The sequence below is a fragment of the Rahnella sp. R3(2024) genome (genome assembly GCF_042920125.1).
Classification (GTDB): Bacteria; Pseudomonadota; Gammaproteobacteria; order Enterobacterales; family Enterobacteriaceae; genus Rahnella; species Rahnella rivi.
This window is the reverse complement of record NZ_JBHGBU010000001.1, coordinates 4444870-4469276: the sequence shown is the minus strand read 5'-3', so window position 1 is coordinate 4469276 and position 24407 is coordinate 4444870. Positions and strand designations below refer to the sequence as shown.

At 53.6% G+C, this 24407-nt stretch carries 21 protein-coding genes; 11 read left to right on the top strand and 10 right to left on the bottom strand.

Features of this window, described 5'->3' with window-relative positions:
- Positions 1-57 precede the first annotated feature (57 nt).
- Positions 58-426: a cupin gene (locus tag ABSH60_RS20260; protein ID WP_390975564.1), complete on the bottom strand. Its 369-nt coding sequence runs from the start codon at positions 424-426 to the stop codon at positions 58-60.
- 128 nt (positions 427-554) lie between these two features.
- Positions 555-1160, bottom strand: coding sequence for a transglycosylase SLT domain-containing protein (locus ABSH60_RS20255; protein ID WP_056770600.1), 606 nt, complete (start codon positions 1158-1160; stop codon positions 555-557).
- A 208-nt stretch (positions 1161-1368) separates the two neighbouring features.
- Here ABSH60_RS20255 and ABSH60_RS20250 point away from each other — a divergent pair, with 208 nt between their 5' ends.
- Together ABSH60_RS20250 and gap are read left to right on the top strand one after the other, a co-directional pair.
- Positions 1369-2346: a helix-turn-helix domain-containing protein gene (locus tag ABSH60_RS20250; protein ID WP_390975562.1), complete on the top strand. Its 978-nt coding sequence runs from the start codon at positions 1369-1371 to the stop codon at positions 2344-2346.
- A 78-nt stretch (positions 2347-2424) separates the two neighbouring features.
- Positions 2425-3435 carry a type I glyceraldehyde-3-phosphate dehydrogenase gene (gap, locus tag ABSH60_RS20245; RefSeq protein ID WP_183847097.1) on the top strand — a complete coding sequence of 337 codons (1011 nt, stop codon included), beginning with the start codon at positions 2425-2427 and terminating at the stop codon, positions 3433-3435.
- A gap of 155 nt (positions 3436-3590) precedes the next feature.
- Here the strand turns inward: gap and ABSH60_RS20240 are convergent, their stop codons facing one another.
- Positions 3591-4004, bottom strand: a complete 414-nt coding sequence (locus tag ABSH60_RS20240) for a VOC family protein (RefSeq protein WP_122095298.1) — start codon at positions 4002-4004, stop codon at positions 3591-3593.
- A gap of 200 nt (positions 4005-4204) precedes the next feature.
- Between ABSH60_RS20240 and ABSH60_RS20235 the strand changes: the two genes are divergently transcribed.
- The 3 genes from ABSH60_RS20235 to ABSH60_RS20225 all read left to right on the top strand — a co-directional run bounded on the left by ABSH60_RS20235 (position 4205) and on the right by ABSH60_RS20225 (position 7677).
- On the top strand, positions 4205-4663 hold the full coding sequence (locus ABSH60_RS20235; protein WP_390975559.1) for a MarR family transcriptional regulator: 459 nt from the start codon (positions 4205-4207) through the stop codon (positions 4661-4663).
- A 189-nt stretch (positions 4664-4852) separates the two neighbouring features.
- The gene (locus ABSH60_RS20230; protein WP_390975557.1) at positions 4853-6580 is read left to right on the top strand and encodes an MFS transporter; all 1728 of its coding nucleotides are present in this window, start codon (positions 4853-4855) and stop codon (positions 6578-6580) included.
- 47 nt (positions 6581-6627) lie between these two features.
- Complete coding sequence (locus ABSH60_RS20225) at positions 6628-7677, top strand: efflux RND transporter periplasmic adaptor subunit (RefSeq protein ID WP_390975555.1); 1050 nt, start codon at positions 6628-6630, stop codon at positions 7675-7677.
- Here the strand turns inward: ABSH60_RS20225 and ABSH60_RS20220 are convergent, their stop codons facing one another.
- Both ABSH60_RS20220 and ABSH60_RS20215 read right to left on the bottom strand, forming a co-directional pair.
- Positions 7678-8691 carry an isopenicillin N synthase family oxygenase gene (locus tag ABSH60_RS20220; RefSeq protein WP_056770626.1) on the bottom strand — a complete coding sequence of 338 codons (1014 nt, stop codon included), beginning with the start codon at positions 8689-8691 and terminating at the stop codon, positions 7678-7680.
- A 101-nt stretch (positions 8692-8792) separates the two neighbouring features.
- Positions 8793-9698 carry an NAD(P)-binding domain-containing protein gene (locus tag ABSH60_RS20215; RefSeq protein ID WP_390975552.1) on the bottom strand — a complete coding sequence of 302 codons (906 nt, stop codon included), beginning with the start codon at positions 9696-9698 and terminating at the stop codon, positions 8793-8795.
- A 228-nt stretch (positions 9699-9926) separates the two neighbouring features.
- On the opposite strand from ABSH60_RS20215, the gene ABSH60_RS20210 reads away from it, so the two are divergent.
- Positions 9927-10298: a YebF family protein gene (locus ABSH60_RS20210; protein ID WP_183847087.1), complete on the top strand. Its 372-nt coding sequence runs from the start codon at positions 9927-9929 to the stop codon at positions 10296-10298.
- Between the two features lie 60 nt (positions 10299-10358).
- On the opposite strand, the gene cbl is transcribed toward ABSH60_RS20210, so the two are convergent.
- The 3 genes from cbl to ABSH60_RS20195 all read right to left on the bottom strand — a co-directional run bounded on the left by cbl (position 10359) and on the right by ABSH60_RS20195 (position 14268).
- Positions 10359-11318 (bottom strand): HTH-type transcriptional regulator Cbl, encoded by a 960-nt coding sequence (gene cbl / locus ABSH60_RS20205; protein ID WP_056770637.1) that lies wholly within the window; start codon positions 11316-11318, stop codon positions 10359-10361.
- Positions 11319-11440: 122 nt separating this feature from the next.
- Entirely contained in the window at positions 11441-12385 is a 945-nt protein-coding gene (locus ABSH60_RS20200; protein ID WP_390975550.1) for an NAD(P)-dependent oxidoreductase, read from the bottom strand.
- Between the two features lie 212 nt (positions 12386-12597).
- Positions 12598-14268: a fibronectin type III domain-containing protein gene (locus ABSH60_RS20195; RefSeq protein WP_390975548.1), complete on the bottom strand. Its 1671-nt coding sequence runs from the start codon at positions 14266-14268 to the stop codon at positions 12598-12600.
- Positions 14269-14736: 468 nt separating this feature from the next.
- On the opposite strand from ABSH60_RS20195, the gene glgX reads away from it, so the two are divergent.
- On the top strand, positions 14737-17019 hold the full coding sequence (gene glgX / locus ABSH60_RS20190; RefSeq protein WP_056770644.1) for a glycogen debranching protein GlgX: 2283 nt from the start codon (positions 14737-14739) through the stop codon (positions 17017-17019).
- A gap of 111 nt (positions 17020-17130) precedes the next feature.
- On the opposite strand, the gene apbE is transcribed toward glgX, so the two are convergent.
- Positions 17131-18180, bottom strand: coding sequence for an FAD:protein FMN transferase ApbE (gene apbE / locus ABSH60_RS20185; protein WP_390975546.1), 1050 nt, complete (start codon positions 18178-18180; stop codon positions 17131-17133).
- 283 nt (positions 18181-18463) lie between these two features.
- On the opposite strand from apbE, the gene ABSH60_RS20180 reads away from it, so the two are divergent.
- From ABSH60_RS20180 to uspE, 4 genes are all read left to right on the top strand, one after another.
- Positions 18464-19291, top strand: coding sequence for a mannosyl-3-phosphoglycerate phosphatase-related protein (locus ABSH60_RS20180; protein WP_390975544.1), 828 nt, complete (start codon positions 18464-18466; stop codon positions 19289-19291).
- 82 nt (positions 19292-19373) lie between these two features.
- Positions 19374-20594: a hypothetical protein gene (locus ABSH60_RS20175; protein WP_056770652.1), complete on the top strand. Its 1221-nt coding sequence runs from the start codon at positions 19374-19376 to the stop codon at positions 20592-20594.
- A 476-nt stretch (positions 20595-21070) separates the two neighbouring features.
- The gene (locus ABSH60_RS20170) at positions 21071-21826 is read left to right on the top strand and encodes an FNR family transcription factor (RefSeq protein ID WP_013575564.1); all 756 of its coding nucleotides are present in this window, start codon (positions 21071-21073) and stop codon (positions 21824-21826) included.
- Between the two features lie 134 nt (positions 21827-21960).
- Positions 21961-22920, top strand: coding sequence for a universal stress protein UspE (gene uspE, locus ABSH60_RS20165; RefSeq protein ID WP_056770655.1), 960 nt, complete (start codon positions 21961-21963; stop codon positions 22918-22920).
- Between the two features lie 87 nt (positions 22921-23007).
- On the opposite strand, the gene pntB is transcribed toward uspE, so the two are convergent.
- Positions 23008-24399, bottom strand: a complete 1392-nt coding sequence (gene pntB / locus ABSH60_RS20160) for a Re/Si-specific NAD(P)(+) transhydrogenase subunit beta (protein ID WP_056770657.1) — start codon at positions 24397-24399, stop codon at positions 23008-23010.
- Between the last annotated feature and the right edge of the window lie 8 nt (positions 24400-24407).

The following is a 24407-nucleotide window of genomic DNA, read 5'->3' as shown; positions in this document are numbered from 1 at the left end:
CATAATCATGATTATGTTAAATAGGAACTGCATTTGAGCTTTCCATTCTTTAACCCGTTACCGTGACACCTCACCTGCCTTATTCTCTGGCTTTTCATCACCATAATGAATGGCCAGCCAGATCGTGGTTTCTTTCGCGTCTGTCCATTCGACGCGGTGTTTGCAGTATGCGGGAATATTCATAAAGTCCCCGGCTTGTAAAACACGTTCATCCGGTTCGTGCTCAAGTCGCAAACCTGCCGAACCTTGCATCAGTATCACCCACTCGCTTTGTGGCTGGCAATACCAGAAATCCGGCGGGCTCGACTGACCGGTTGAAATGATCCGCTCGATGCGTACGTCTTGATGCGTTAACAAGGCTTCGAAGGATTCGGCATTTCGGCTGGCGACATCATGGGGAAAATCAGCAAACATATTACCTGTCATGAGATTTCCTCTTTATCGGCAAAAATTCGTCATGTGAAATGATCGCGCTACGTGAAATCTGAGAAATGAGCAGTACCATAATGCTGCAGATTTTACGTAGCGCACTCTCTGATGTGATGTGTTATTCGTTATAAACCCGCGTAAACCTTTTCAACTTTCGCCATGTATCTTGGCGCCTGCGCTGCCGGATGGTACTGACGGACATGCCAGTGAAATGCTTCCGGTGAAAGCTGGTTGATCAGGCTGATGGCGGTCTGGCGGTTGCTGGAAAATGTCCGCAGCAATGCTCCCGCACCATTGGCATAAGCCACTTCTGTGGCGTAACGGCGTGTGACCGGATCATTAATCCAGTTTAGTTGCTGATGCTGTAATGCGCTGATATATGCCGTGCCCAAATCAATATTGGTTTCAGGATCCAGCAAATCATCATCGTCCGGGCAACCCCGTTTTCCTTTATAACGGTAAGCGTCGCAGCCGCTGGTAGAGGCTTTCAGTTGCATCAAACCGATGGCATTTGAAGGGCTTACCGCTTTCGGATTGTAGCTGGATTCGACCTGAATAATGGCTTTCACCAGTTTTCGGTCAACTTTGTATTTGTCAGCGGCATCTTCAATTTCATCGTCAAAAGCGTGCGAGTCATATTTTTTATAGTGTGGTTTTCCCGAGCAGCCAGCCAGGATCATCAGCATAATCAGTATGCCTGCGCGGGTCGGATTTTTGAGTAATGACGTCATGAAATACCCGTGTTTAGCTGGAGGGATTAATGGCGCAGACAAGATACCTCTATCGACACGGAGGGTCATGTATTAATTGGCGTTTTTACAGAAATTGCGAGTGACTGACGGATGATTGTCCGAGAAATGTTACTCGCTGCGCCCTGCTCTTTTTGATTTTCAGGCAGCGTTCCTTGACTTATTTAGTACAGAAAGTATTTTTAATGCCATGCATACATTTCTGATTATCGTCCCTGACGGGGGCATGTTATTTGAAGCGGCCGGTATCGCCGATATTCTGATGCAGGCAAATCGCCTGAGGTCTGAAGACGATCCAAAACCGGCTTATCAGGTCACGGTGGCAACAACGCAACCGCACCGCGTCGTTCATGGGGTTTCAGGGCTAAATCTGCTGGCCGATCATCGTTTGTGCGATCTCGACCCGCAGGTTCCGCGCGATACTGTCCTTATCACCGGCAAAGGCCTGACCGAAGAAGAAGGTTCGGATGTGGTTCAGTGGCTGAAGCGTGCGGCGCCTCATGCCGGACGCGTGGTTTCTATTTGCGGCGGCGCGATGTTGCTGGCTCAAACCGGGCTTCTTGATTGTCGCCATGCAACCACGCACTGGCGGCTACTCGATACTTTGCAATCGACATACCCTTCCATCATTGTCGAGCGCGGGCCGATCTATGTTCAGGACGGCAACGTATGGACGTCCGGCGGCGTCAGTTCAGGATTTGATCTCACCCTCGCCCTTATCGAGGATGATCACGGTTATAGCCTGGCTCGCGACGTGGCACAGGACCTGGTGATGTTTCTGCGCAGGCCCGGCAATCAGGCTCAGTTCAGCCGGTACTTGTTAAACGAGGCCGCTGAAGGCCCTGTCCGCGATCTTCAATGTTGGCTACCGGAGAATCTTACGGCGGATTTGTCCGTGGAGAAAATGGCTGAACGTGTCGCCATGAGCCCGCGTAATTTCACCCGCGTCTTTACCCGTGAAACCGGCGTCACGCCGGCCAGATATGTCGAGGAGATCCGCCTGAATGCCGCCAGACAGAAACTGGAACAAACCACGCTGGGCATTGAACAGATTGCCCTGATGACCGGTTTCGGTGGCGGGTTGAATCTGCGCCGTGTTTTCGAACGAAATTTGCAACTTACCCCTTCTGAATATCGCGACCGTTTCTGTTCGCGCAAATTGGCGTAAATAGATCTTTTATTGTCATTTACGCCATCATGCGACCGGCATACAGTGAATGCAGTTCCGTAAACTAAGGAGTGCATCATGGTCAACGTTGGTATCAATGGATTCGGCAGAATTGGTCGAAATGTCTTGCGCGCCGCTCTGGGACGCGATGACTTTCAGGTGGTGGCGATCAACGATCTCACCGACAGTAAAACCCTTGCCCATCTTCTTAAATATGATTCTCTCGCAGGCACGTTAAACGCCACCGTCGAAGCAGGCGAAGGCGAGTTACGGGTGGACGGCAAAACGGTTCGCGTATTCTCAGAAAGAGATCCGGCCGCGATTCCGTGGAGCAGCGCAGGGGTGGATATCGTGATTGAAGCCACCGGTTTCTTTACGGATAAAGCCAAAGCCGAAGTGCACATTACGCACGGCGGCGCGAAGCGTGTGATCATTTCCGCACCGGGTAAGGATGAGGACATCACTCTCGTACTGGGCGTTAATGATGATCAGTATGACCCGGCTAAACACAAAGTCGTCAGTAATGGCAGTTGCACCACTAACGGTCTGGCTCCGGCGGCGCAGGTTCTTCATCAGACCTTCGGGATTGAGCATGGTTTAATGAATACCACCCACGCTTACACGAACAGTCAGGCGCTTCACGACCAGCCGGAAAAAGATTTACGCGGTGCGCGTGCCGCGGCTGTGTCGATTGTGCCGTATTCCAGCGGCGCGGCGAAGGCCATCGGTAAAGTGATCCCGGAACTCGCCGGCCGTATGACCGGTTATTCCCTGCGCGTACCGGTTCCGGTGGTATCGATTGTCGATCTGACGGTGAACCTGAAACGTGAAGCGACGGTTGAAGAAATCAATGCGGCGTTCCGTCAGGCGGCTGAATCCGGCCCGCTGAAAGGCATCCTCGGGTACAGTGATGAACCGCTTGTCTCGAGCGATTATCGTGGAGATCCGCGCTCTTCCATCATCGATGGGCTTTCCACCCTGGTTATCGGCGGCAAACTGGTGAAAATTTTAGCCTGGTACGATAACGAATGGGGATTCTCAAACCGCCTGGTTGATCTGGCGGTAATGATGGAAAAACGCGGTTTATAACCCTCTGTTTCTGCTAAACTTTATCAGGCAACGTCATGTAATAAGCATGTTGCCTGATACCACAGACGACGATGATAATTTTAAACGCCATAACCTGTATGTTGTAACTAAGCAGATGCGTTTTCTTCAAATGCGCTGATGAAAGCCCTGCCCGTTTACTCTTCCTTCGGCCCGATGTTCATAAACGGGTTATAGGCTATTTCCCACAGATGTCCGTCCGGATCGGCGAAATAGCCGGAATATCCGCCCCAGAACACTTTCTGGCCTGGCTTGATTAGCGTGCCTCCGGCTTTGACTGCCTGCCTGAGGATTGCATCCACCTTCGCTTCGCTGGCAACGGTTTGCGCCAGCGCCATACCGCGAAAACCTTCACCGCTGGCACTCACCTGTGCATCTTTCGCCAGCTCCTCCCACGGAAACAGCGATAACCACGCCCCTGCCAGCTCAAAGAAACTCACTCCGTCGGAATCGATAACGACTTTTGGAAAGCCTAATCCGTGTTGATAAAACTCCGTGGCGACGGCCAAATCTTTAACGCCAAGCGTGATCATATTGATGACAGGTTGCATGATTTATTCTCCAGAGTAGGTCATATGTGTTTTTTATTGCTTTAAAAATAATACCTTTCTGAAACTGATAAACACAGATTATCGTCGCGGTTTTATGCCTTCCTGTTGTCTCAAATTTTCACCTCATTCCTCTCTTTTGTGGCAAAAGTCACATATCCTGCTAACCTGACGCCATCAAAAGTACCGACTGTGAGGATCCTGTGACCACATTACACCCCCGCCCGGAAGCCGCTTCGCCTACCCTGCGCTTCCTCCCGGAAACCATTCATATTGGCCGTCAGTTGCGCACTTACTGCGATGCCCGTTTCAAAACCATCGGGCTGACTCTCGCGCGCGGGCAGGTTTTATTGCATCTCGAAGCCGCCAAAGGACGTTTGCCACAGGGCGAGCTGACGGCGTTGCTGGAAGTTGAGCACCCTACTGCAATCCGCCTGTTTGACAGCCTTGCACAACTCGGTTTGCTGGAACGTTGCCCTGGCGAAAACGATCGCCGTTCAAAAGACATCAAACTGACCCAAACCGGGACCGAACTGGCGAATCAGGTGCGCAGTATGACGGATGACATTTTAATTCGCGTGATGGAAGGCATTCCTGAAAACAATATCGCCGTCGCCCGTGACGTTCTCGCTGCTATTACTGCCAATATCGCCGCGCTTTGAGTGGCGTTTTCCCCTTTCCTGCCCCGTCGTTTTCTCCGCAATAATCACGTCTGTCATTGATTGGTTATTCGCTATTCGCATTTGTAAATATCACTGATATGAATAATTGAGCTAGACACATTTGAAATGCCTCACTACATTATGTAGCAAGCTACAAACTAGTTGGGTAACGACTTACATGGCACAACGATGACGACGCGTTCTGATTCTGATATCCGGCAGGACGCCGGTGAATTGACTCAACAGGATGCATCCGCCGCACAAGAGACGCCTGCGCCACCGGAAACCGCCTCGGTTCCGCCCTCCACGCACCATCCTTTTGCGGTGCAGGTCAGCCACTGGCTGATGCGTTTTCCGCGTCTGCGGATTGCGGTTTACGTGATGGCGTCGCTGATAATCGGTATGACGCAGGGGCTTGGCATCAACCTTGTCGGCTCCAATCTGCCGGGGATACAGGGATCGCTGGGCATTTCTAACGTGGAGAGTTACTGGCTGATCGCCGCGTACACCGCCACCAGCGTCACCGGCACTATTCTGCTGTACAAAATCCGCACCCAGTTCGGGTTCCGTCGTTTTGGGGAATACGGCCTGTTGTTCTTTGCGTTTGCGTCGATGGCGCAGATGTTTACCCATGATTTTCAGACGGCCGTGGCCGTGCGCGCCGTGATGGGTTTTGCGATGGCATCGCTCGGGCCGCTGGCGTTGTTTTACATGTTTGAAATTTTCCCGCCCGCCAAAAAGCTTACGGCGGGATTATGTTTCGGGCTGGCGGGCAGCCAGATTTCGTTGCCTATTTCCCGCATCATTTCGCCGCATCTGCTCGATCTCGGGCACTGGCACCAGCTGACGATGCTGGAATCCGGACTGTCGCTGATCTGTCTGGCGATCATCTGGATCCTGCCGCTGACGCATCCGCCACGGGTGAAAGTGTTCGAGCGCACCGACTGGATCAGTTATCCGCTGATTGCCACCGCCGTGGCCTGTATGTCGGTGGTGCTGACCATGGGCCGCTATTACTGGTGGCAGGAAAAAGCGTGGATTGGCGAAGTGCTGGTGGTCGGGATCATTGCGCTGACGCTGTCGTTTATGGTCGAGCTGCGCCGTAAGAATCCGATTATCGATTTACGCTGGCTGATGACGCCGGAAATGTTGCTGTTTACCGGCTCAATGCTGTTCGTGCGCATGCTGCTTTCCGAACAAACCACCGGCATGGTGGGCTTTCTGAATCTGTTCGGATTGCTTAACGATCAGCTGGTGACGCTTTTCTGCATCATTCTGGCCGCGACCTTTGCCGGTCTGGTGTTTGTCAGCATCATCCACAAGGCGAACCGGATTGTTTACATCCATCTGTTTTCAATCGCGCTGATTGCCGTTGCGGCCTGGCTGGACGCCCATTCGACCACGGACACCCGCCCTGAACAGTTTTATCTGACTCAGGGCATGATTGCGTTTGGCGGCGCGATCTTCCTGCCGACCTCTTTATGGCTCGGTTTTATCCGCGCACTGCAATACGGTCAGAGCCAGATCATCAGTTTCGTGCTGGTGTTTCTCTCAACGCAAAACGTCGGTGCGCAGGTGGGCGGCGCTTTTCTGGGGACGATTCAAATTCTGCGGGAGAAGTTTCACTCCAGCGTCCTGACCGAAGGAATATCGCTGCAAAACCCGCTGGTGGTCGAGCGGCTTTCGCAATACAGCCATTTGCTGAAACCGTCGCTCAATGATGGCACACAACTGAGCGCCGAAGCGGTGATGCAACTGAGCCTGAAAGTGAGCCAGCAGGCCGGGCTGCTGGCCTACAACGATGTGTTCATGGTGGTGTTTTATATGTCGCTCGGCTGCTTTGCGGTTCTCTGCGCGCACATTATTGCCGGCCGGATCCAGGACAAAAAACGCGAAGCCGCTGATGCGGTGGCGTAATTCATTCGTTTCTATTATCGAACTATAAGAGTAATGCGGGAAAAGTGATGAAAAATGTATTTCGTTATCCGTCGATTTGGGTGGTGCTTTGTCTTGGTATGGCGGGCGTGATGCTGGTGTTGTACAGCTGGCAGTTATTTCCGTTCAGCTCGCAGGTGGAATCCACCGATAACGCCTACGTGCGGGGCAATGTCACCCTGCTCAGCCCGCAGGTTTCGGGGTACATTACCGAGGTCAAGGTTCAGGATTTCATGCCGGTAAAAAAAGGCGATCTGCTGTTTATGATCGACGACAGCACCTACCGTCAGGAGTTATTGCAGGCTGAGGCTGCCGCCGCACAGCAACAGGTGACCTTGCAGAATTTTGAGCAAAATCGTGCCTCCAGCGCCGCAAGCCTGCAACTGGCCGAGGCGGAACTGCAAAGCGCAATGGCGGGCGAAAGCAAAGCCGCACTGGATACCGGCCGTAACAGTTCCCTGCTGGCAAAAGGTCTGGTGTCCAAAACCCTCGGTGATGAGTTACATGCGGCCCTGCTGACCAGCAAAGCCAGTGTCGCCAAAGCGCGGGCATCGGTCAATATCGCCCGTCAGGATCTGTCTCTGGTGGATGCCAATAAAGCGTCGCTGGCCGCCGCCCTGAAGGCCGCGCAGGCGAAGGTGGAAGTGGCGAAAATCAATCTGCTGCACACCCGGATTGTTGCGCCCTCTGATGGTCAGCTCGGCGAAATCAGCGCGCGTTTAGGCCAGTATGTGACAGCCGGGACGCAAATGACGTCGATCACACCGAAAATGGTCTGGGTGACTGCCAACTTTAAAGAGCGTCAGCTGGCCGCGATGACGGTCGGCACACCGGCCTCGTTTACCGTGGATGCGCTTGACGATCATACGTTTAAAGGCCATGTGGTGCGCATTGCCCCGGCGGCGGGGTCGGAATTCAGCGTGCTGAAAGCCGACAACGCGATCGGTAACTTCACCAAAATCGCCCAGCGCATCGCGGTGCGGATTGAGCTGGAGCCTGGTCAGCCACAGAGCGATCGCCTGCGGCCGGGGATGTCAGCGGTAGTCAGTATTGATACGGCTCGTGCTCCGAAAATCTGATCAGCCCGTGACGTCGGCATAGTAGCGCTGCGCCACGTCGGGATGTGAGCGCAGCCGCCCTTTCAGATAGTTGAAGCCCACATCGCGGAACAGCGGATTGAGGGGATCGCTGGCCTCACCGCGCGCTTCTTTCGCCAGTTCCGCCGGTAACGGAAACAGCGGTACCACGGCATCAAGTTGCGCGCCGAGGAAAAAGGCCAGCGATAAACGTTCACCGGCAGCAGGCGGAGACACCACGCGGTGTACCGTGGCGCGCAGATAGCCGTTAGTGGCGAGTTCGAGCAGTTCGCCGATATTCACCACCAGCGTACCCGGCACCGGCAAGGCGTCTACCCACTGATTTTCTTCCACTTCGACCTGCAATCCGCGCTGATCGTCCTGCAATAAGAAACTGAGAAATCCTGAATCTTTGTGTGCACCGACGCCCTGATTGCCCTCGCCCTCCGGACGCCCCGGATAGCGGATCAGCTTGATATGTTCATTGGGTTTTTCGCCATACAGCGGGTCAAAGGCGTTTTCCGGCAGTTTCAGCGCCAGGGCAAAAGCGCGCAGTAAACGCAATGACATGGCCGTCATTTCACGCTGCCAGCGCAGCAGCAACGGCCTCAGTTCCGGTAACGCCTGCGGCCACTGATTCGGCCCCTGCAATCTGGCCCATGCCGGCGTGCGTTCACTGACCGGCAATACTGGCCGCTCTGCGCCGAGATCAAACTGTTCCCGCCAGTCCGGCTGGCCGCGGGTAATTTCTGACGCCGCGCGGTTATAGCCGCGAAAATGTGAAGAGTTGATCATCGCCACGGAGAGCTTTTCTTCTTCCGGCAACGCAAAGAACTGGCGTGAGGCGTTTTGCACATCACTCAACAAGGTGGCATCAACGCCGTGGTTTTTAAGATAGAAGAAGCCGATCTCGCGGGCGGCATAACGCAACTCTGACAGAAAGGTTTCGCGCTGTTCCGGTGAGCCGGAGAACTGGCTGAAGTCGATCAGAGGGATAGTGCTTGAAGGCTGGCTCATTGCTCACTCCGCATCAGTGAAAAGAAGATATCTGTTTGTGACGCTAACACAGCGCTGTTGCGGGTGACCAATAGCCAGATGCTCTGATTTATACTGCGAAGTTATGATTCAAAAGAGTGATTGCCGAGGTAACGGTACACCACCGCCAGATCCTGATCGCCGTAACCGGCACCCACCGCGCCCTGCCAGGTTTCGCTGATGCGTTTCATCACCGGTAAATTCAGCTGACTGCCCGCGTCCAGCGCCAGATTGATGTCCTTCAGCGCCCAGGTCAGTTGCATCTGCGGGGTGTAATCGTCGCTTTTGAACATGTCCATTTTGCCTTTGATGTAAGGCGCAGCCAGCGGGCCGCCTTCCAGGACGTTCCACAAATCGTCGGTAGAAAAGCCCAGTTCTTCGGCCAGTTGCGTGGTTTCGGCGATACCTTCCATCATGGCAATCAGCCAGGCATTCACCACCAGCTTCATTTTAGAGGCGCGACCGGCTTCTCCCAGCCATTTGGTGGCTTTAGAGATCGCCGCAAATACCGGTTCGATCGCCGCGCCGGCTTCCCGGTCACCGCTGGCCAGCACCACGATTTGCGCCTGCTCTGCCGGGGCTTTGGTACCGGACACCGGCGCGTCAAAGAACACTACGTCAGGGCGAAGCTGTGTGATCAGGGCGATCAGGCTTTCGGTGGCGTCAACGCCGAGCGTGCCCATCTGCGCGATAATCCCGCCCTGCTTCAGCCCGGCAAGCACACCGTTGTCCCCCTGATAGATGTCCAGCGACGTCTTGCCGTCGGACAGCATCGTGATAACGACGTCGGCCCCTTCCACGGTGTCACGGGGCGTTGCACCGCGCGTTGCTCCGGCGGCCACCAGATCATCCCCGCGGGATGGCGTACGGTTCCAGACGCGGGTGGTAAACCCTTTTTTGATAAGGTTTGCGGCAAACGCATGGCCCATCGCGCCCAGTCCAAGTACCGCAACAACGGTGGAGGGCTGAACAACAGGTTGCTGACTCATGTGTAACTCCTTGTGCTATCAATGTGTGCAATGACGGTATGCTCAAAGGCTAACACCGCGAAGGGTGTGGCGGGACCGGCTTCTGTAACGGAATGCAACAGAAGGGCTGATAATACTTAACCTCTGCTGACCAACTGGCGTAACATACGCGCTTTCCTTCGATAAATAACATCGAATGTTCTGCGCAGTCTATGATTTGGCTGAGAATTTTCAGGAGTAGGAAGCACTATGAGTAAAGTTGTTTTGATCGGAATTATTTCAGTTATCTTCCTGATGATGGTCGTGATGCTCGGCTCAGTTTATGTCTATCCGTGGTGGATGCAGCGTTCAACGGAAGGCGCCTGCGCTCAGATCAGCAAGAGCAACGCCATTGATACCGTCACCCGTGACTACATGGAAAACCGCATCCCGAACTGGGGCAACGATAAAGACAATATGGGCACTTCCGTGCCGGTGCTGAGCTTTATCAGTGATGATGCGAAAGAGGATAAGGGAACCTATCACATTCCGTTCAGCGCGAAAGGTCCGAACGGAACGCTGGGCTATGTGGCGCACTTCAACTGCTCAAATCACTATGTGAAGTATTCGACGGTTGACTAAGTGAAATCCTGCGGGGCGTGTGATGGCGCCCCGCCTGATACTGCTTATAGCGCCGGTGCGTTAAATCTGATAATCGATCACCGTCTCGCTCTCCTGCCCCGATGCAAAGACCTTCTCCTTAATGTCATTCACCGACAGCCCCGGATTACACAGTTCGATAAACCGCCAGACATAATTACGCTGAAGCTGCGCCCTTTTCAGCCCGAGCCAGACCGTATTGGCTTCAAACAAATGCTCGGCGTTGATCAGTTGCAGCCCGGTGTCACGCGCCGCTTCGTAGGCTTTATCGGCCAAAATCCCCACGCCAAGCCCCAGTTCAACGTACGTTTTGATGACGTCGGAATCCTGCGCACTGAGCACAATATCCGGGCTGAGCGCCGCGCGGCTGAAAGCCTCATCAAGACGCGAACGGCCGGTAATGCCCTGACGATAGGTGATCAGCGGTTGTTCGCTCAGATGCTGCAAGGTAATCGGGTGCTGTAAGGTCAGCGGATGCCCCTGCGGTACCACGATGGCGTGATGCCAGCGGTAATACGGAAACGCGGCGACTGACGGATCGTTCATCAGCTTTTCGCTGGCGATCGCCACATCCGCCTGCCCGCCGAGCAACATCGCCAGCACTTCCTGAGGAGAACCCTGATGGAGTTCCAGCCGCACGCCCGGATAAATGGCGCGAAAGGCCTTGATGACTTTCGGCAAGCTGTACCGCGCCTGCGTATGTGTGGTGGCGATGGTCAGTACGCCTGCGTCCTCTTTGGAGAACACATCCGCCAGCCGCCGGATATTCTGCGCTTCATTAAGAATACGCTCGGCCACGGCCAGCAACTCTTTACCCGGCTCGGTCAGCCCCAGCAAACGCTTGCCGCGACGGATGAATATCTCGACGCCCAGCTCGTCTTCCAGCTCACGAATATGACGGCTGACCCCTGACTGCGATGTGAACAACATGTTCGACACTTCGGTCAGGTTGTAATTGCATCGCGCTGATTCCCTGATAATTTTGAGTTGTTGAAAATTCACCGCCGTCGCCTCTGTCTGTTCTAAAACCCTATTGTTACGGCCTCGGGCTATGCCAGCCAAATAAGAAAAAGCGGTTACTTATGCTTTTTACGACTATAGAGCGCGGCGGCGCAGGGGCGGATTTACTCAGGCACAGCGGTCAGCACCGGTTTTCCGGCGAAATGCGCGTTCAGGTTAGCAAGCACCAGCGACAGCATGTTTTCGACCGACTCCGGCGAACGTCCCGCCACGTGCGGCGTGATCACCAGATTATCAAGCCGCAGTAATTCAGGCGGCACCTGCGGTTCACCCTCCACCACGTCGAGCGCCGCACCGGCGATGTGATGGTGTTTCAGGCTGGCGATAAGCGCGGCAGTATCCACCACGCTGCCCCGTGCAATGTTAATCAGAAAACCTTCAGCCCCTAACGCGTGCAGGACATCCGCATCCACCAGCCTGACGGTATTCTTTCCCCCCGGCGTGGCCACTACCAGATAATCTGCCCAGCCCGCCAGTTCGCGTACGCTGCTGAAATAGCTATACGGCGAATCTTCCACCGGCGTGCGGTTGTGATAACCGATGGCCATATCAAATCCGGCGGCGGCACGCCGCGCAATCAGCGCACCAATATTGCCAAGCCCCACCACGCCGAGCTTTTTGCCTGCCATGCCCGGCACGTTCCAGCGTGACTTGTTCCATTCTCCGCCGCGAACCGCCGCATCAAACTGCGGAATGCGCCGGGTGATCGCCAGCATCAGCGCCAGCGTGTGGTCAGCCACTGACGCATTATTGGTGCCCGGCCCGTGGGTGACGTGAATACCGCGCGCGTTCGCCGCCGCCACGTCGATGTGCTCATACCCCACTCCCTGCGCACAGATAATACTGAGTTGTGGCAACGCTGCCATCTGCGCATCACTCAGGCCGATACTGCCGATGGTGAGTACGGCGCGGATCTGCTGCGCGATATGCGGATCCAGCGTCTCGCGCTGTGCGGGCGTGGTGGCGAAATGCAGGGTAAAACCGGCAGCTTCAAACCGTTCAGGATAGCCAGCATCCAGCGGGACGTGGCTGAGCAACGCGATAGTCATTAAGGCTCCTTTCTCTGCGGCAAAGACGACAAAAAGTGTCAGCGCCCGCCCTGTTGGCGGCGGGTCAGCATGAATATCAGCCAATGCTGCGGCCATGTACAGCAGTTAAGCTTTGCAGAATGATGCAGACAAAAAAAGCCGGTGTGAAGAGTTCACACCGGCGAAGTTACACTGCACAGAAAAAATGACTGACCTCTGACCTGACTGGCGGTTCAGACCGCCTTATGTTGATACGTGGCAATGATCTTGCTGTAGGCGTAAGACTCGGTGCCTTCATAAGTACATTGATACAGGTTGTTGTGGTCGCTGGTATGGCACATTTCCAGCCCCTGGTTGTAATCGCGGGTCGCATCCCAGCCGGAGATGGTGCCGAAGTTGTATTTCTTCGCCAGCGTGATCAGCTTTTTCATGTGATCGACAGTGAAGCTCGGGCCGGTGTCGTTAATGCCAAACATCGGGGTGACACCAATGCGACGCCACAGTTTGGCATCCGACCATTCGGTGAACACGGTTTTGATCTGACGGTGCATCGCCAGCATCGACATTTCCACGCCGGTATACATATCCGGTGGCGGTGCCACGTCGCCGAAGTCCATCGACATGGCGTTGAACAGGGACGGAGAAATCCCGTTTTCATGCACCATCCGGACGAAATCAATACCGAACGACGTCAGGCCCTGTGAATCATCAGACGTTTGCCCGTCTACCGGCAGCGTGAACGCAATCTGCAACTGCGGATTGTTTTTCTGCACCACCGCCATGGTTGCCAGCAGGCGTTTGAGCATTTCAGTCTGCTGCAACGCGCCGCCTTCGATATCGAAATCGATATGCGTCACGGCATAGTTATCCAGCACGCCCTGATAGAGTTCAGCCAGTGCGCCGACATCCGTGATGTGCTCTTCGAGGAAGTTGGAGTTCGCCCCGCCGAAGGAAATCGCCACATCGCCACCTGCGGCGCGGAATGCAGCGATATCTGCTTTGCCGTAATCAGACACAGTGGCATCACCGGTAAATTCCTGACCGTAATCAGAAACATTACCATCGGTGATGGTAACCAGGCCGCCCCAGCAAGGACGGTAATTTGGCGTCCCCTCACCGGCATTCATGTCGGCAGCCGTGATAAAGCCCAGCGTGTAAGCTTTCAGGCCGGAGTCTTTGCCGAAAACGCTCGGACGCGGCGTTGGCCAGCCGGTGAAATCCATAAACGGAGCATGGTTGAAGGAGTAATCTCCCGCATCCGGCAGCGTTTTATCCGTGGTGACATTCAGTACAGAGGATTTCGCCGAGAAGTTACCGGCCAGATCGTAAGCACGAACCTGAACACTGTAAGCCGTTTGCGCGGTCAGGCCACCCAGGGTGATGGAGCTGCTGGTGGTTTTTTGCGTTTTGGCGACTTTGGTTTTGGTATCGGTATAAGTGACTTCGTAACCGCTGACCATCACGTTATCCGTTGAAGGCGTCCAGACCAGGCTGAGGGTCACGGCCCCGGCGGCAACGGCTTTTACGTCAGCCGGCACCGTCGGCGCCTGAGTATCCGCTACCAGATCGGCGGCTTCGCCGTTCACTTTAAAGCTGCGCGGCAGATTACCGATGCTGACACCGGTATTACAGCCAATCATGATAGCAAAACGGCCTTTGCCGCCCGCCGGGATCACGCTGCAATCGTCAATCAGCTTGCCTTTGATCGGGCTGCTCCAGGTTTCAAATTCGAAATTTTGGTTTGCCGAAGCGCTCTGGGTATTGTCGATGGTGAATTCTACTTTTCCGGACGCCAGATCGGTGTCCGTCATATTAAATACGTCAATGAAACACGCCGATGACCAGACATCATCTGCATTTTCCCATGCAGCAGAAACCATATATTTTTGTTTGGTGGTGCTCATAAATCATAACTCCGATTAGTAATGAAGATGGGGGTAAGTGACGGAAAGCAAACGGCAGGCGCGGGGTAAAATTCGTTGTCTCATCGCTCACCGCTGCTTTCTCTGAGGCCAGTATCGGAGCCTGATTTCAAAAGAGAAAATCACACTTCATCAAAAATTTTCGTGAGGAATGAAGGCTTTAATATCAGTCAGTAAAGCCTCTGTAAGTGATTGCCGGTGAGAGGCAAAAAAACCTCATTCAGGAATGTTTGCCGCACGCTGATGCTTGTGCGCAGGACGTGATACCCCTCTTTTTTGTCACGCCGCGGTCACTGATTTTGCGGTTAATCGGCTACCGGTGGGGGAAATGCCGCAAGTGCAACTACACTGGTTTGGTAGCAACAGACAAGCAGCCCCTTGAGCTGCGGATATTTTTCGCTCAATTTTTCAGGATTTATTCTGACTGACCTGCTCAGGAGTGTGAAACGAATGGCAAAACCTCGATCCGGCAAAGTCACCCAACCGACGGCCACCACGGAAGAAGTCCGCAGCGTACCCTCCAATGCTCAGGTCAACATCGCTGTTGATGAGCTGGGCGTGCGCATCATGCATCCTTACAGCGACGGTGAAATCGTCCGAAGCTTTGATTCCGGCCATACCACCCGCGTGCGCGAAGGATTACCGGTTCCGCTCGGCGCAACCTGGGACGGCCTGGGGGTGAACTTCGCCTTGTTCTCCGCCAATGCCACCAAAGTGGAGCTGTGCCTTTTTAATGATGAGGGAGAGCAATACGACGTCATTGAACTGCCGGAATACACCGATGAGGTCTGGCATGGCTATCTGCCGGATGCCCGCCCCGGCCTGCTTTACGCCTATCGCGTGCATGGGCCCTATGCGCCTCACGACGGCCACCGGTTTAACCCGGCCAAACTTCTGCTCGACCCGTATGCCAAACAAATTGTCGGCGACCTGAAATGGGATGACGCCCTGTTCGCCTATGACATGCAAAGCGATAAGAAGGATTTGCACCTCGACAATACGGACAGCGCCCCTTTCCTGCCAAAATGCCGGGTGATTGACCCGGCATTCTCCTGGGCGCGCTCGCGCAAAAAGCATATTCCATGGGAAAAAACGCTGATTTATGAAACGCATTTGCGCGGTTACACCATGCGCCATCCGGCGGTGCCGGAGCATCTGCGCGGCACATTTTCCGGGATGAGCACCCCGCACATTGTCGAGTACATCCGCTCGCTGGGGGTAACGTCCGTTGAACTGATGCCGATCCACGCCTTCACCGATGACCGGCACCTGCAGGATAAAGGTCTGCATAACTTCTGGGGCTATAACACGCTGAGCTTCTTTGCCCCGCATCCGCAATATATGGCGACGCACACCGTCAATGAATTCAAGCAGATGATCGCTACTTTCCACGCGGCGGGTATCGAAGTGATTCTGGACGTGGTCTACAACCATACGGCGGAAGGCAATGAGCTCGGCCCGACGCTGTCCTTCAAAGGCATCGACAACGCCAGTTATTACCGGCTGATGCCGGACAATAAACGCTATTACATTAATGATACCGGCACCGGCAATACGCTCAACCTCAGCCACCCGCGCGTGTTGCAGATGGTCACGGATTCGCTGCGCTACTGGGCGACAGAAATGCAGGTGGATGGTTTCCGCTTCGACCTGGCGACCATTCTCGGGCGTGAAAGCTATGGTTTTGATGAAGGCTGCGGTTTTCTCGATACCTGCCGTCAGGACCCGATCCTCAGCCAGTGTAAACTGATTGCTGAACCCTGGGATTGCGGCCCCGGCGGTTATCAGGTCGGCGGTTTCCCGCCTGGCTGGATGGAGTGGAATGATCGTTTCCGCGATACGGTGCGCAAATTCTGGCGCGGTGACGAAGGCCAGCTGGCGCAGTTCGCCACGCGGCTTTCCGGTTCTGCCGATCTGTTCAATCATCGCGGCCGTAAGCCTTACGCCTCCGTCAACTTTATTACCGCGCACGACGGCTTCACGCTCAACGACTGGGTGTCTTACGAGAAGAAACACAACGAAGCCAACGGGGAGAACGGCAAAGACGGCAGCGATAACAACATTTCAGCCAACTATGGCGTGGAAGGCCCGACCGACGATCCGGAGATCAGCGAACTTCGCCTGCGCCAGATGCGCAATATGCTGGCGACGCTGCTGTTCTCACAAGGTACACCGATGCTGCTGGCCGGTGATGAGTTTGCCCGTTCGCAAAACGGCAATAACAATGCCTATTGTCAGGACACCGAGATTGCCTGGGTCAACTGGAACATCGGCGATAAAGGCCAGTCCCTGCTGCTGTTCACCTACCGGCTGATCGCCCTGCGCAAGCGATTCCCGATTTTACATCGCGGGCGCTTTCTGACCGGTGCGATCCATGAAAAGCTCGACGTCAAAGACGTGAGCTGGTTCCAGCCGCAGGGGCCGGAAATGACCGATGCTGCCTGGAAAGATCCGCACGCAAAATGCATCGCCATGCTGCTCGATGGCCGCGCCCAGCCCACCGGCCTGCTGCGCCACGGTTCCCTGAGTACCGTGCTGCTGCTGTTTAACGCATCTCACAAAGACGTGATGTTTGTGTTGCCTTCGGTGGCGCATGGCGAGAGCTGGCGGCATATTTTCGATACCTTTCAGCCTGATGATGTGAACGAGCATAATTTCGATTTCGGACGCGAGTACATCTGTACTTCGCGCACGGTGGTGCTGTTTGAACTGATCAGTACCGCGAAACACTGAACCACGGCGCTGCTTCAGGCATTGAGGATCTGAAGCAGCATCTTCGGCGTTACGTGCATTTCCCGATTATCTCAGTGAAAAAATGCACGGCACGCTTTAAGACGATAACGTTTACTGCGGATCTTTCAGATAGGCTTTGAACTGCGGCGACATATAGCTTTTGAAGATGTCGCCCTCTTTGGTGATCAGATACACCGCAAGATGTTGTTGTTCTGCCAGCGCCAGCGCTTTCTTCGTGCCAAGCACCATCAGACCGGTGTCCCAGCCGTCTGCTTCCAGCGCGGTCGGGGCGATCACCGTCGCCGATACCAGCTTATGGGTGATTGGCGAACCGGTGGCCGGATCGATGATGTGCGAAAGACGTTTGCCGTTCAGCTCGTAATAATTGCGATAACTGCCGGAGGTACTGATGCCCATGCCCTGCAAATCAACAATCGCCTGTACCGCGGTTTCTTTGTCCGTTGGTTTCTGAATTGCCACCTGCCACGGATTTCCCTGCGCATTATGTCCGCGTGAAACCACCGCGCCGCCCACCGACACCAGATAATTGCTGATGCCGTTCCCCTCAACCAGCCGTGCCAGGTGATCGGTTGCATAACCTTCGCCGACCGTGGAGAGATCAACGTACATGCCCGGCAAATCTTTTTGCAGATACTGCCCGTCATTTTGCTGGATCACTTTCAGATGCTGTAACCCGATACGCTGACGCGCTGCGGCGATCTGTTCCGGCGTCGGCGTTTTCACCGGCTGTTTGTCCGGGCCAAATCCCCACAAATTCACCAGCGGGCCGACGGTGATGTCCATCGCACCACCGGTTAAGGTGCCGATACGCATTGAGGTGACGATCGCGTCAGCCATCCCGGCACTGATCGGCTGGGGCACGTTGCCCTGATACTGATTGAAACGAGACAGCACCGAATCCTCTTTGTAAGTCGATAACTGATGGTCGTCCTCTTTGAGCTGCGCTTCAATTTGCTCCCGCAGCGCCGCTTCCCGGTTTTTATCCACGCCTGCCAGACTGACACGATAAAACGTGCCCATGGTTTTACCTTCAATGACCAGCGCACTCTCCTGCGCGGTGGAGCTGCCATCGCAGGCAGATAACAAACTGACCGCGCAAAGCACAAAGGCGGTGCGCGTTAAAACCGGTGTTAAAGACATGAGGAAAGACTCGTCTGACTGCCCGAAACCGGGCAAAAAAAGAAAACGCAATGGTAAAGGATGACATCTAAACCGCAGTGGAACTGACGTAAATTATCCGCATAAACCGCCTGCGGGTAAAGCCGTCTGCGGCTTTGATGTTGCCCGTTACCCTTGCCGGTAAATAATCCTGAAATGGTTAGCCCGGTCATAAAAATCATTTTTGAATCTATACTTAGCTGCTGGAGCAGAAGTGGGTTAACAAAAATGCACGTCTGTTCTGCCACAAAATTGAGGAGAAAGAATGCCGTACCTTGATGATCCCTTAATTATTTTTACTGACCTCGATGGTTCGCTGCTCGACCACCATGATTACAGCTGGCAACCGGCGAAGCCCTGGCTGGACAGGCTTGCCGCAGCGCAGATACCGCTGATCCTGACCACCAGTAAAACGTCCGCCGAAGTGGCGGCATTGCAGTCAGATCTCCAGCTGACGCATCTCCCTTTTATTGCTGAAAACGGTGCCATGATCCACCTTCCGCCAGACTGGCGAGGTCAGGGTCCGATGATGGGTGCGCGCTATGCGGATATCCGCCGCACTCTGGAGGAATTACGCCACCGCTACGATTTTGAATTTCGCGGTTTCGGGGATGTCACGCCAAAGCAGGTCGCCCTCTGGACCGGACTTTCCGAAGCGGATGCTGCGCTGGCGATGCTGCGTGAAGCTTCCGAACCTCTGATCTGGTTTGGTAACGATCTGGATTTCGCACATTTCAAAAAATGCCTCACCCGTGAAGGGCTGGCGCTGACGCGTGGCGGACGTTTCTGGCATGTGATGGGCGTTGATGCGGGGAAAGGCCCGGCGGTGCAATGGCTTTCCGCTGAGTATCAGCGCCAGCGCGGTAAACCGGCGATCAGTATCGGACTGGGGGACGGGCCTAACGATCTCTCGATGCTGGAAGTGGTCGATCACGCCGTGGTCATTAAAGGCCATCACCACCACGAGATGCCGCTGAGCCGTCATCACCCCGCTCAGGTTTATCGCACCACGGAATTTGGCCCGCACGGCTGGGTTCAGGGTTTAGATCATTTTATTTCGTCCCGCCAGCGGGAAATGCTAAATGAAAAATAAGGGATAGAGTGTCGCGGGAGTGCGTTTCAGATAATTGTTTGTTTCCAATAATTTTATCAATTCTAAAATTGGAGAATATCGAATGAGTGATTTTTATCAGGATGGTGTGATTACTAATTTCCATAATTTGACCAACCGAAAAGTGGAAGAACTGGAATACGATTTGCAGGTTTTTTCGGGACGCCGCTCAATGGGGTTAATATTGCCTTCATTATTTTCAGAACTTGAAGGTCCGGCGCTGACCAAAATTGTCGATGAGCTGACAAAAGTCCCCTATCTGGAAGAAATTGTTATTGGTCTGGATCGCGCAGACCGCGATCAGTTTTTATTTGCCCGCGAATTTTTCTCCCGCCTGCCACAGCGCCACCGTATTTTATGGAACGATGGCCCGCGTCTGAAAGCGCTGGATGAAGAGCTTAAAAAAGAAAATCTTTCGCCAATGGAACCGGGTAAAGGCCGCAACGTCTGGTTTTGCGTCGGGTATACGCTGGCCTCGCGGCGCACCTCGGTCGTCGGGCTGCATGATTGTGACATTGTCACCTACAGCCGCGATATGCTGGCGCGCCTGATGTACCCGGTGGCAAACCCTAATTTCCATTATGATTTCTGTAAAGGCTATTACGCCCGTGTGGCAGACGGTAAATTCAATGGCCGCGTTGGCCGCCTGCTGGTGTTTCCGCTGCTGAAATCCCTGCAGATTGTCTACGGCCACTCCGATTTCCTTGAGTATCTGCGCACTTTCCGTTATCCGCTTTCCGGCGAATTCGCCATGCGTACTCACGTTCTTAATGACCTGCGTATCCCGAGTGACTGGGGGCTTGAGATTGGCGTGCTTTCCGAACTGCACCGCAATACGGCGACCCGACGCATCTGTCAGGTAGATATCGCCGATAATTACGACCATAAACATCAGCCGATGTCAGAAGATGATGCCACTAACGGTTTGCAGCGTATGAGCATCGACATCACTAAAGCGCTGTATCGTAAGATGGCGATCCTGGGCGTGAATATCACCAGCGAGTCTTTCCGCATTCTGAAAGCCACCTACTATCGCAATGCGCTGGATATGATTGACGGGTTTGAGAATGACGCGCGCATGAACGGTTTGTCTTTCGACCGCCACAGCGAGGAATCCGCCGTGGAGTTGTTCTCCGGCGCCATTATTGAAGCCGGTCAGGCGTTTGTGGATACGCCGAGTGAAAAACCCTTTATCCCAAGCTGGAGTCGCGTGCAGTCGGCGTTTCCCGATATGCTGGATCGCCTTCATGAAGCAGTGGAAAAAGATAACGAAGGTGACGTGTAACCGCCCTCGCTTAAAAAAAAACCAAAAATCTCAACGCTGCCCTGGCAGCGTTTTTTGCTTTCAAATCACCGGCTTTATTCGCGAACAAAACAAACAATCGGAGGATGCGCAATAATCGCCGGGTAGCCGGATTTATGTCATAATCCGTGCGCATTTGTCAGTATTCTTAAAGATTAAGTTAAGATGCAGATAATCAAAAAACGGCCTGCAGATAACTCTGAGATGGGTTTGTTTAGATTCAAACAAATTATTCTTAAAAAAATTATATAATTTTTATGAATAAATTGACCCACATCTAAATCTCATTGATTCTCAATTCGTCGAAATACCTCGTTCAGATCAAAACAATTAGAAAAAAAACCCGTTAAAAATCGTGGTTTTTTAACATTTCGCCCTTTTAGCCCCATTCTGCTACTTATCACTCGCCGCAAAAGATGTTAAAATTGACCCATATCAATATTGCCTGAGTGACTCTTATGATCCCGGAAAAGCGTATTATTCGACGTATCCAATCTGGTGGCTGTGCGATCCATTGTCAGGACTGTAGCATTAGTCAGCTTTGCATTCCTTTCACGCTGAACGAGCATGAACTCGACCAGCTCGACAACATCATCGAAAGGAAAAAACCGATTCAAAAAGGCCAGGCACTGTTCAAAGCTGGCGATGAATTGAAATCCCTTTACGCCATCCGTTCCGGCACCATCAAGAGCTACACCATCACCGAACAAGGTGACGAGCAAATCACCGGTTTCCATCTGGCGGGTGATTTAGTCGGCTTTGATGCGATCGGCGGTTTGCAGCACCCGAGTTTCGCACAGGCTCTGGAAACTTCCATGGTGTGTGAAATCCCGTTTGAGACACTTGATGATCTCTCCGGGAAAATGCCGAATCTGCGCCAGCAAATGATGCGTCTGATGAGCGGTGAGATAAAAGGCGATCAGGATATGATCCTGCTGTTGTCGAAGAAAAATGCCGAAGAACGTCTGGCTGCCTTCATCTATAACCTCTCCCGCCGTTTCGCACAGCGTGGTTTCTCTCAGCGTGAATTCCGCCTGACCATGACCCGTGGCGACATCGGTAACTACCTCGGTCTGACCGTGGAAACCATCAGCCGCTTGTTAGGCCGTTTCCAGAAATCAGAAATGCTGAGTGTGAAAGGGAAATACATCACCATTGAGAATCATGAAATGCTTTCTCAATTAGCCGGTCAGTCTGCTCCCGTCTCTGCTTAAATTTTTGTGTCGGATCATCAGTGAATAATTTGTTGATCCGACTCAATTTCTCCGCTGTCCGATTGCTTAATCTTGGTTTACTCTGTACTTAATACAGTGAAATGCTGTTCTCTCACAGGTGTTAAGGAGTCCCCATGGCTAAGTATCAGAATTTACTCGTTGCTATAGACCCCAATCAGGATGATCAACCCGCCCTGCGACGCGCCGTTTATCTGGTGCAGCGTAACGGTGGCCGGATCAAAGCTTTCCTGTCTATTTATGATTTCTCCTATGAGATGACCACCATGCTGTCGCCTGATGAACGGACGAGCATGCGACAAAGTGTGATCAACGAACGGGCGGAATGGATTAAAGAGCAGTGCCGCTACTATATTGAGGCCGGTATCCAGATTGAAGTTAAAGTGGTCTGGCATAACAAACCTTTTGAAGCGATTATTCAGGAAGTCATTTCTGCCCAGCACGACCTGCTGTTAAAAATGGCCCATCAGCACGACCGCCTCGAATCCGTTATCTTCACCCCTACTGACTGGAATTTGCTGCGTAAGTGCCCGTGTCCGGTGTGGATGGTGAAAGACCAGCCTTGGCCAGAAGGCGGTAAAGCCGTCGTCGCGGTTAACCTTTCCAGCGAAGAGCCCTACCACGATCCGCTTAATATCAAACTGGTGAAAGAAAGTATCGAACTGGCCTCTCACGTTAATCAGACGGAAGTCCATCTGGTCGGCGCGTACCCTGTCACACCGATCAATATCGCCATTGAGCTGCCGGACTTTGATCCCAGCGTTTACAACGACGCCATCCGTGGTCAGCATCTGATTGCCATGAAAGCGTTACGGCAGAAATTCCAGATCGATGAAAAATTCACTCACGTAGAAAAAGGCCTGCCGGAAGAAGTGATCCCCGATTTGGCTGAACATTTGCAAGCCGGTGTGGTGGTGTTGGGCGCGATTGGCCGTACCGGTCTGTCAGCCGCATTTCTCGGTAATACCACTGAACAGGTGATCGACCATCTTAAGTGCGATTTGCTGGCGATTAAACCAGATGATTTCGAATGCCCGATCACACAGGACGATGATGAAGAGGACGACGACGAGTAACGTCAGAGCCGCCGGGGTTCCGCAAAAATAAAGGCCAGTCATCTGACTGGCCTTTTTCATTACTGTTAACGATAGAACTGATAACTATCAGAGCGCGCGAAGGATCTTCTCAACGCTTTCTTTTGCATCGCCAAACAGCATCTGCGTATTTTCTTTGAAGAACAGCGGGTTCTGTACGCCGGCATAACCGGTGTTCATGGAACGTTTGAACACGATCACGTTCTGCGCTTTCCACACTTCCAGCACCGGCATGCCGGCGATCGGGCTGCGCGGATCTTCCTGCGCTGCCGGGTTCACGGTGTCATTGGCACCGATAACCAGCACCACGTCGGTATCGCTGAAATCATCATTGATTTCATCCATTTCCAGCACGATATCATACGGCACTTTCGCTTCTGCCAGCAGAACGTTCATGTGGCCCGGCAAACGCCCTGCAACAGGGTGAATACCGAAACGCACTTTGATGCCCTTCGCACGCAGTTTCGCTGTGATGTCGTGAACCGGATACTGAGCTTGTGCCACCGCCATGCCGTAGCCAGGGGTGATGATCACGGAGCTGGCGTTTTTCAGCATGTCTGCCACATCTTCCGCGCTCGCTTCGTGATACTCGCCCATCTCTTCAGCATTGCCGGTTGATGAACCGTCTGTGCCGAAGCCGCCTGCAATCACGCTGATGAACGAACGGTTCATCGCTTTACACATGATGTAAGACAAGATCGCACCGGAGGAACCGACCAGCGCACCGGTCACGATCAGCAGGTCGTTGCTGAGCATAAAGCCCGCCGCCGCCGCTGCCCAACCGGAATATGAGTTCAGCATGGACACCACAACCGGCATGTCCGCACCGCCAATCGACGACACCAGATGCCAGCCGAAGCCGAGTGCAATGAGAGTCATGATCAGCAGAGCCAGCACTTGCAGACCCACGCTTTCGGTACGCACGAACGTCACCATCAGCAGGAAAGACACCACCAGCGCAGCCAGATTCAATTTATGACGATGTGGCAACGCCAGCGGTTTGGAAGAGATAATCCCGCGCAGTTTGCCAAAAGCCACGATGGAACCGGTGAACGTCACTGCACCGATGAAGATACCGAGAAAGACCTCCGTCAGATGGATGTTTTCCATCACGCCTTCCATCGGCACTGAACCGTGATCCAGATAGCTGTTAAAGCCAACCAGAACCGCAGCCAGACCGACGAAGCTGTGCAGAATCGCCACCAGTTCCGGCATTTCAGTCATTTCGACTTTGCGCGCCAGATAAACACCGATTGCGCCACCGATCACCATCGCAACGATGATCCAGCCAACGTTACCGGAATCAGGGCCGAGAATGGTCGCGATTAACGCGATCGCCATCCCGGTAACACCGAAGATGTTCCCCTGTTTTGACGTTTCATGTTTAGAGAGCCCCGCAAGGCTGCAAATAAACAGAATAGCGGCAACAATATATGCTGCTGTAACTAAACCCCCAGACATATGCTACC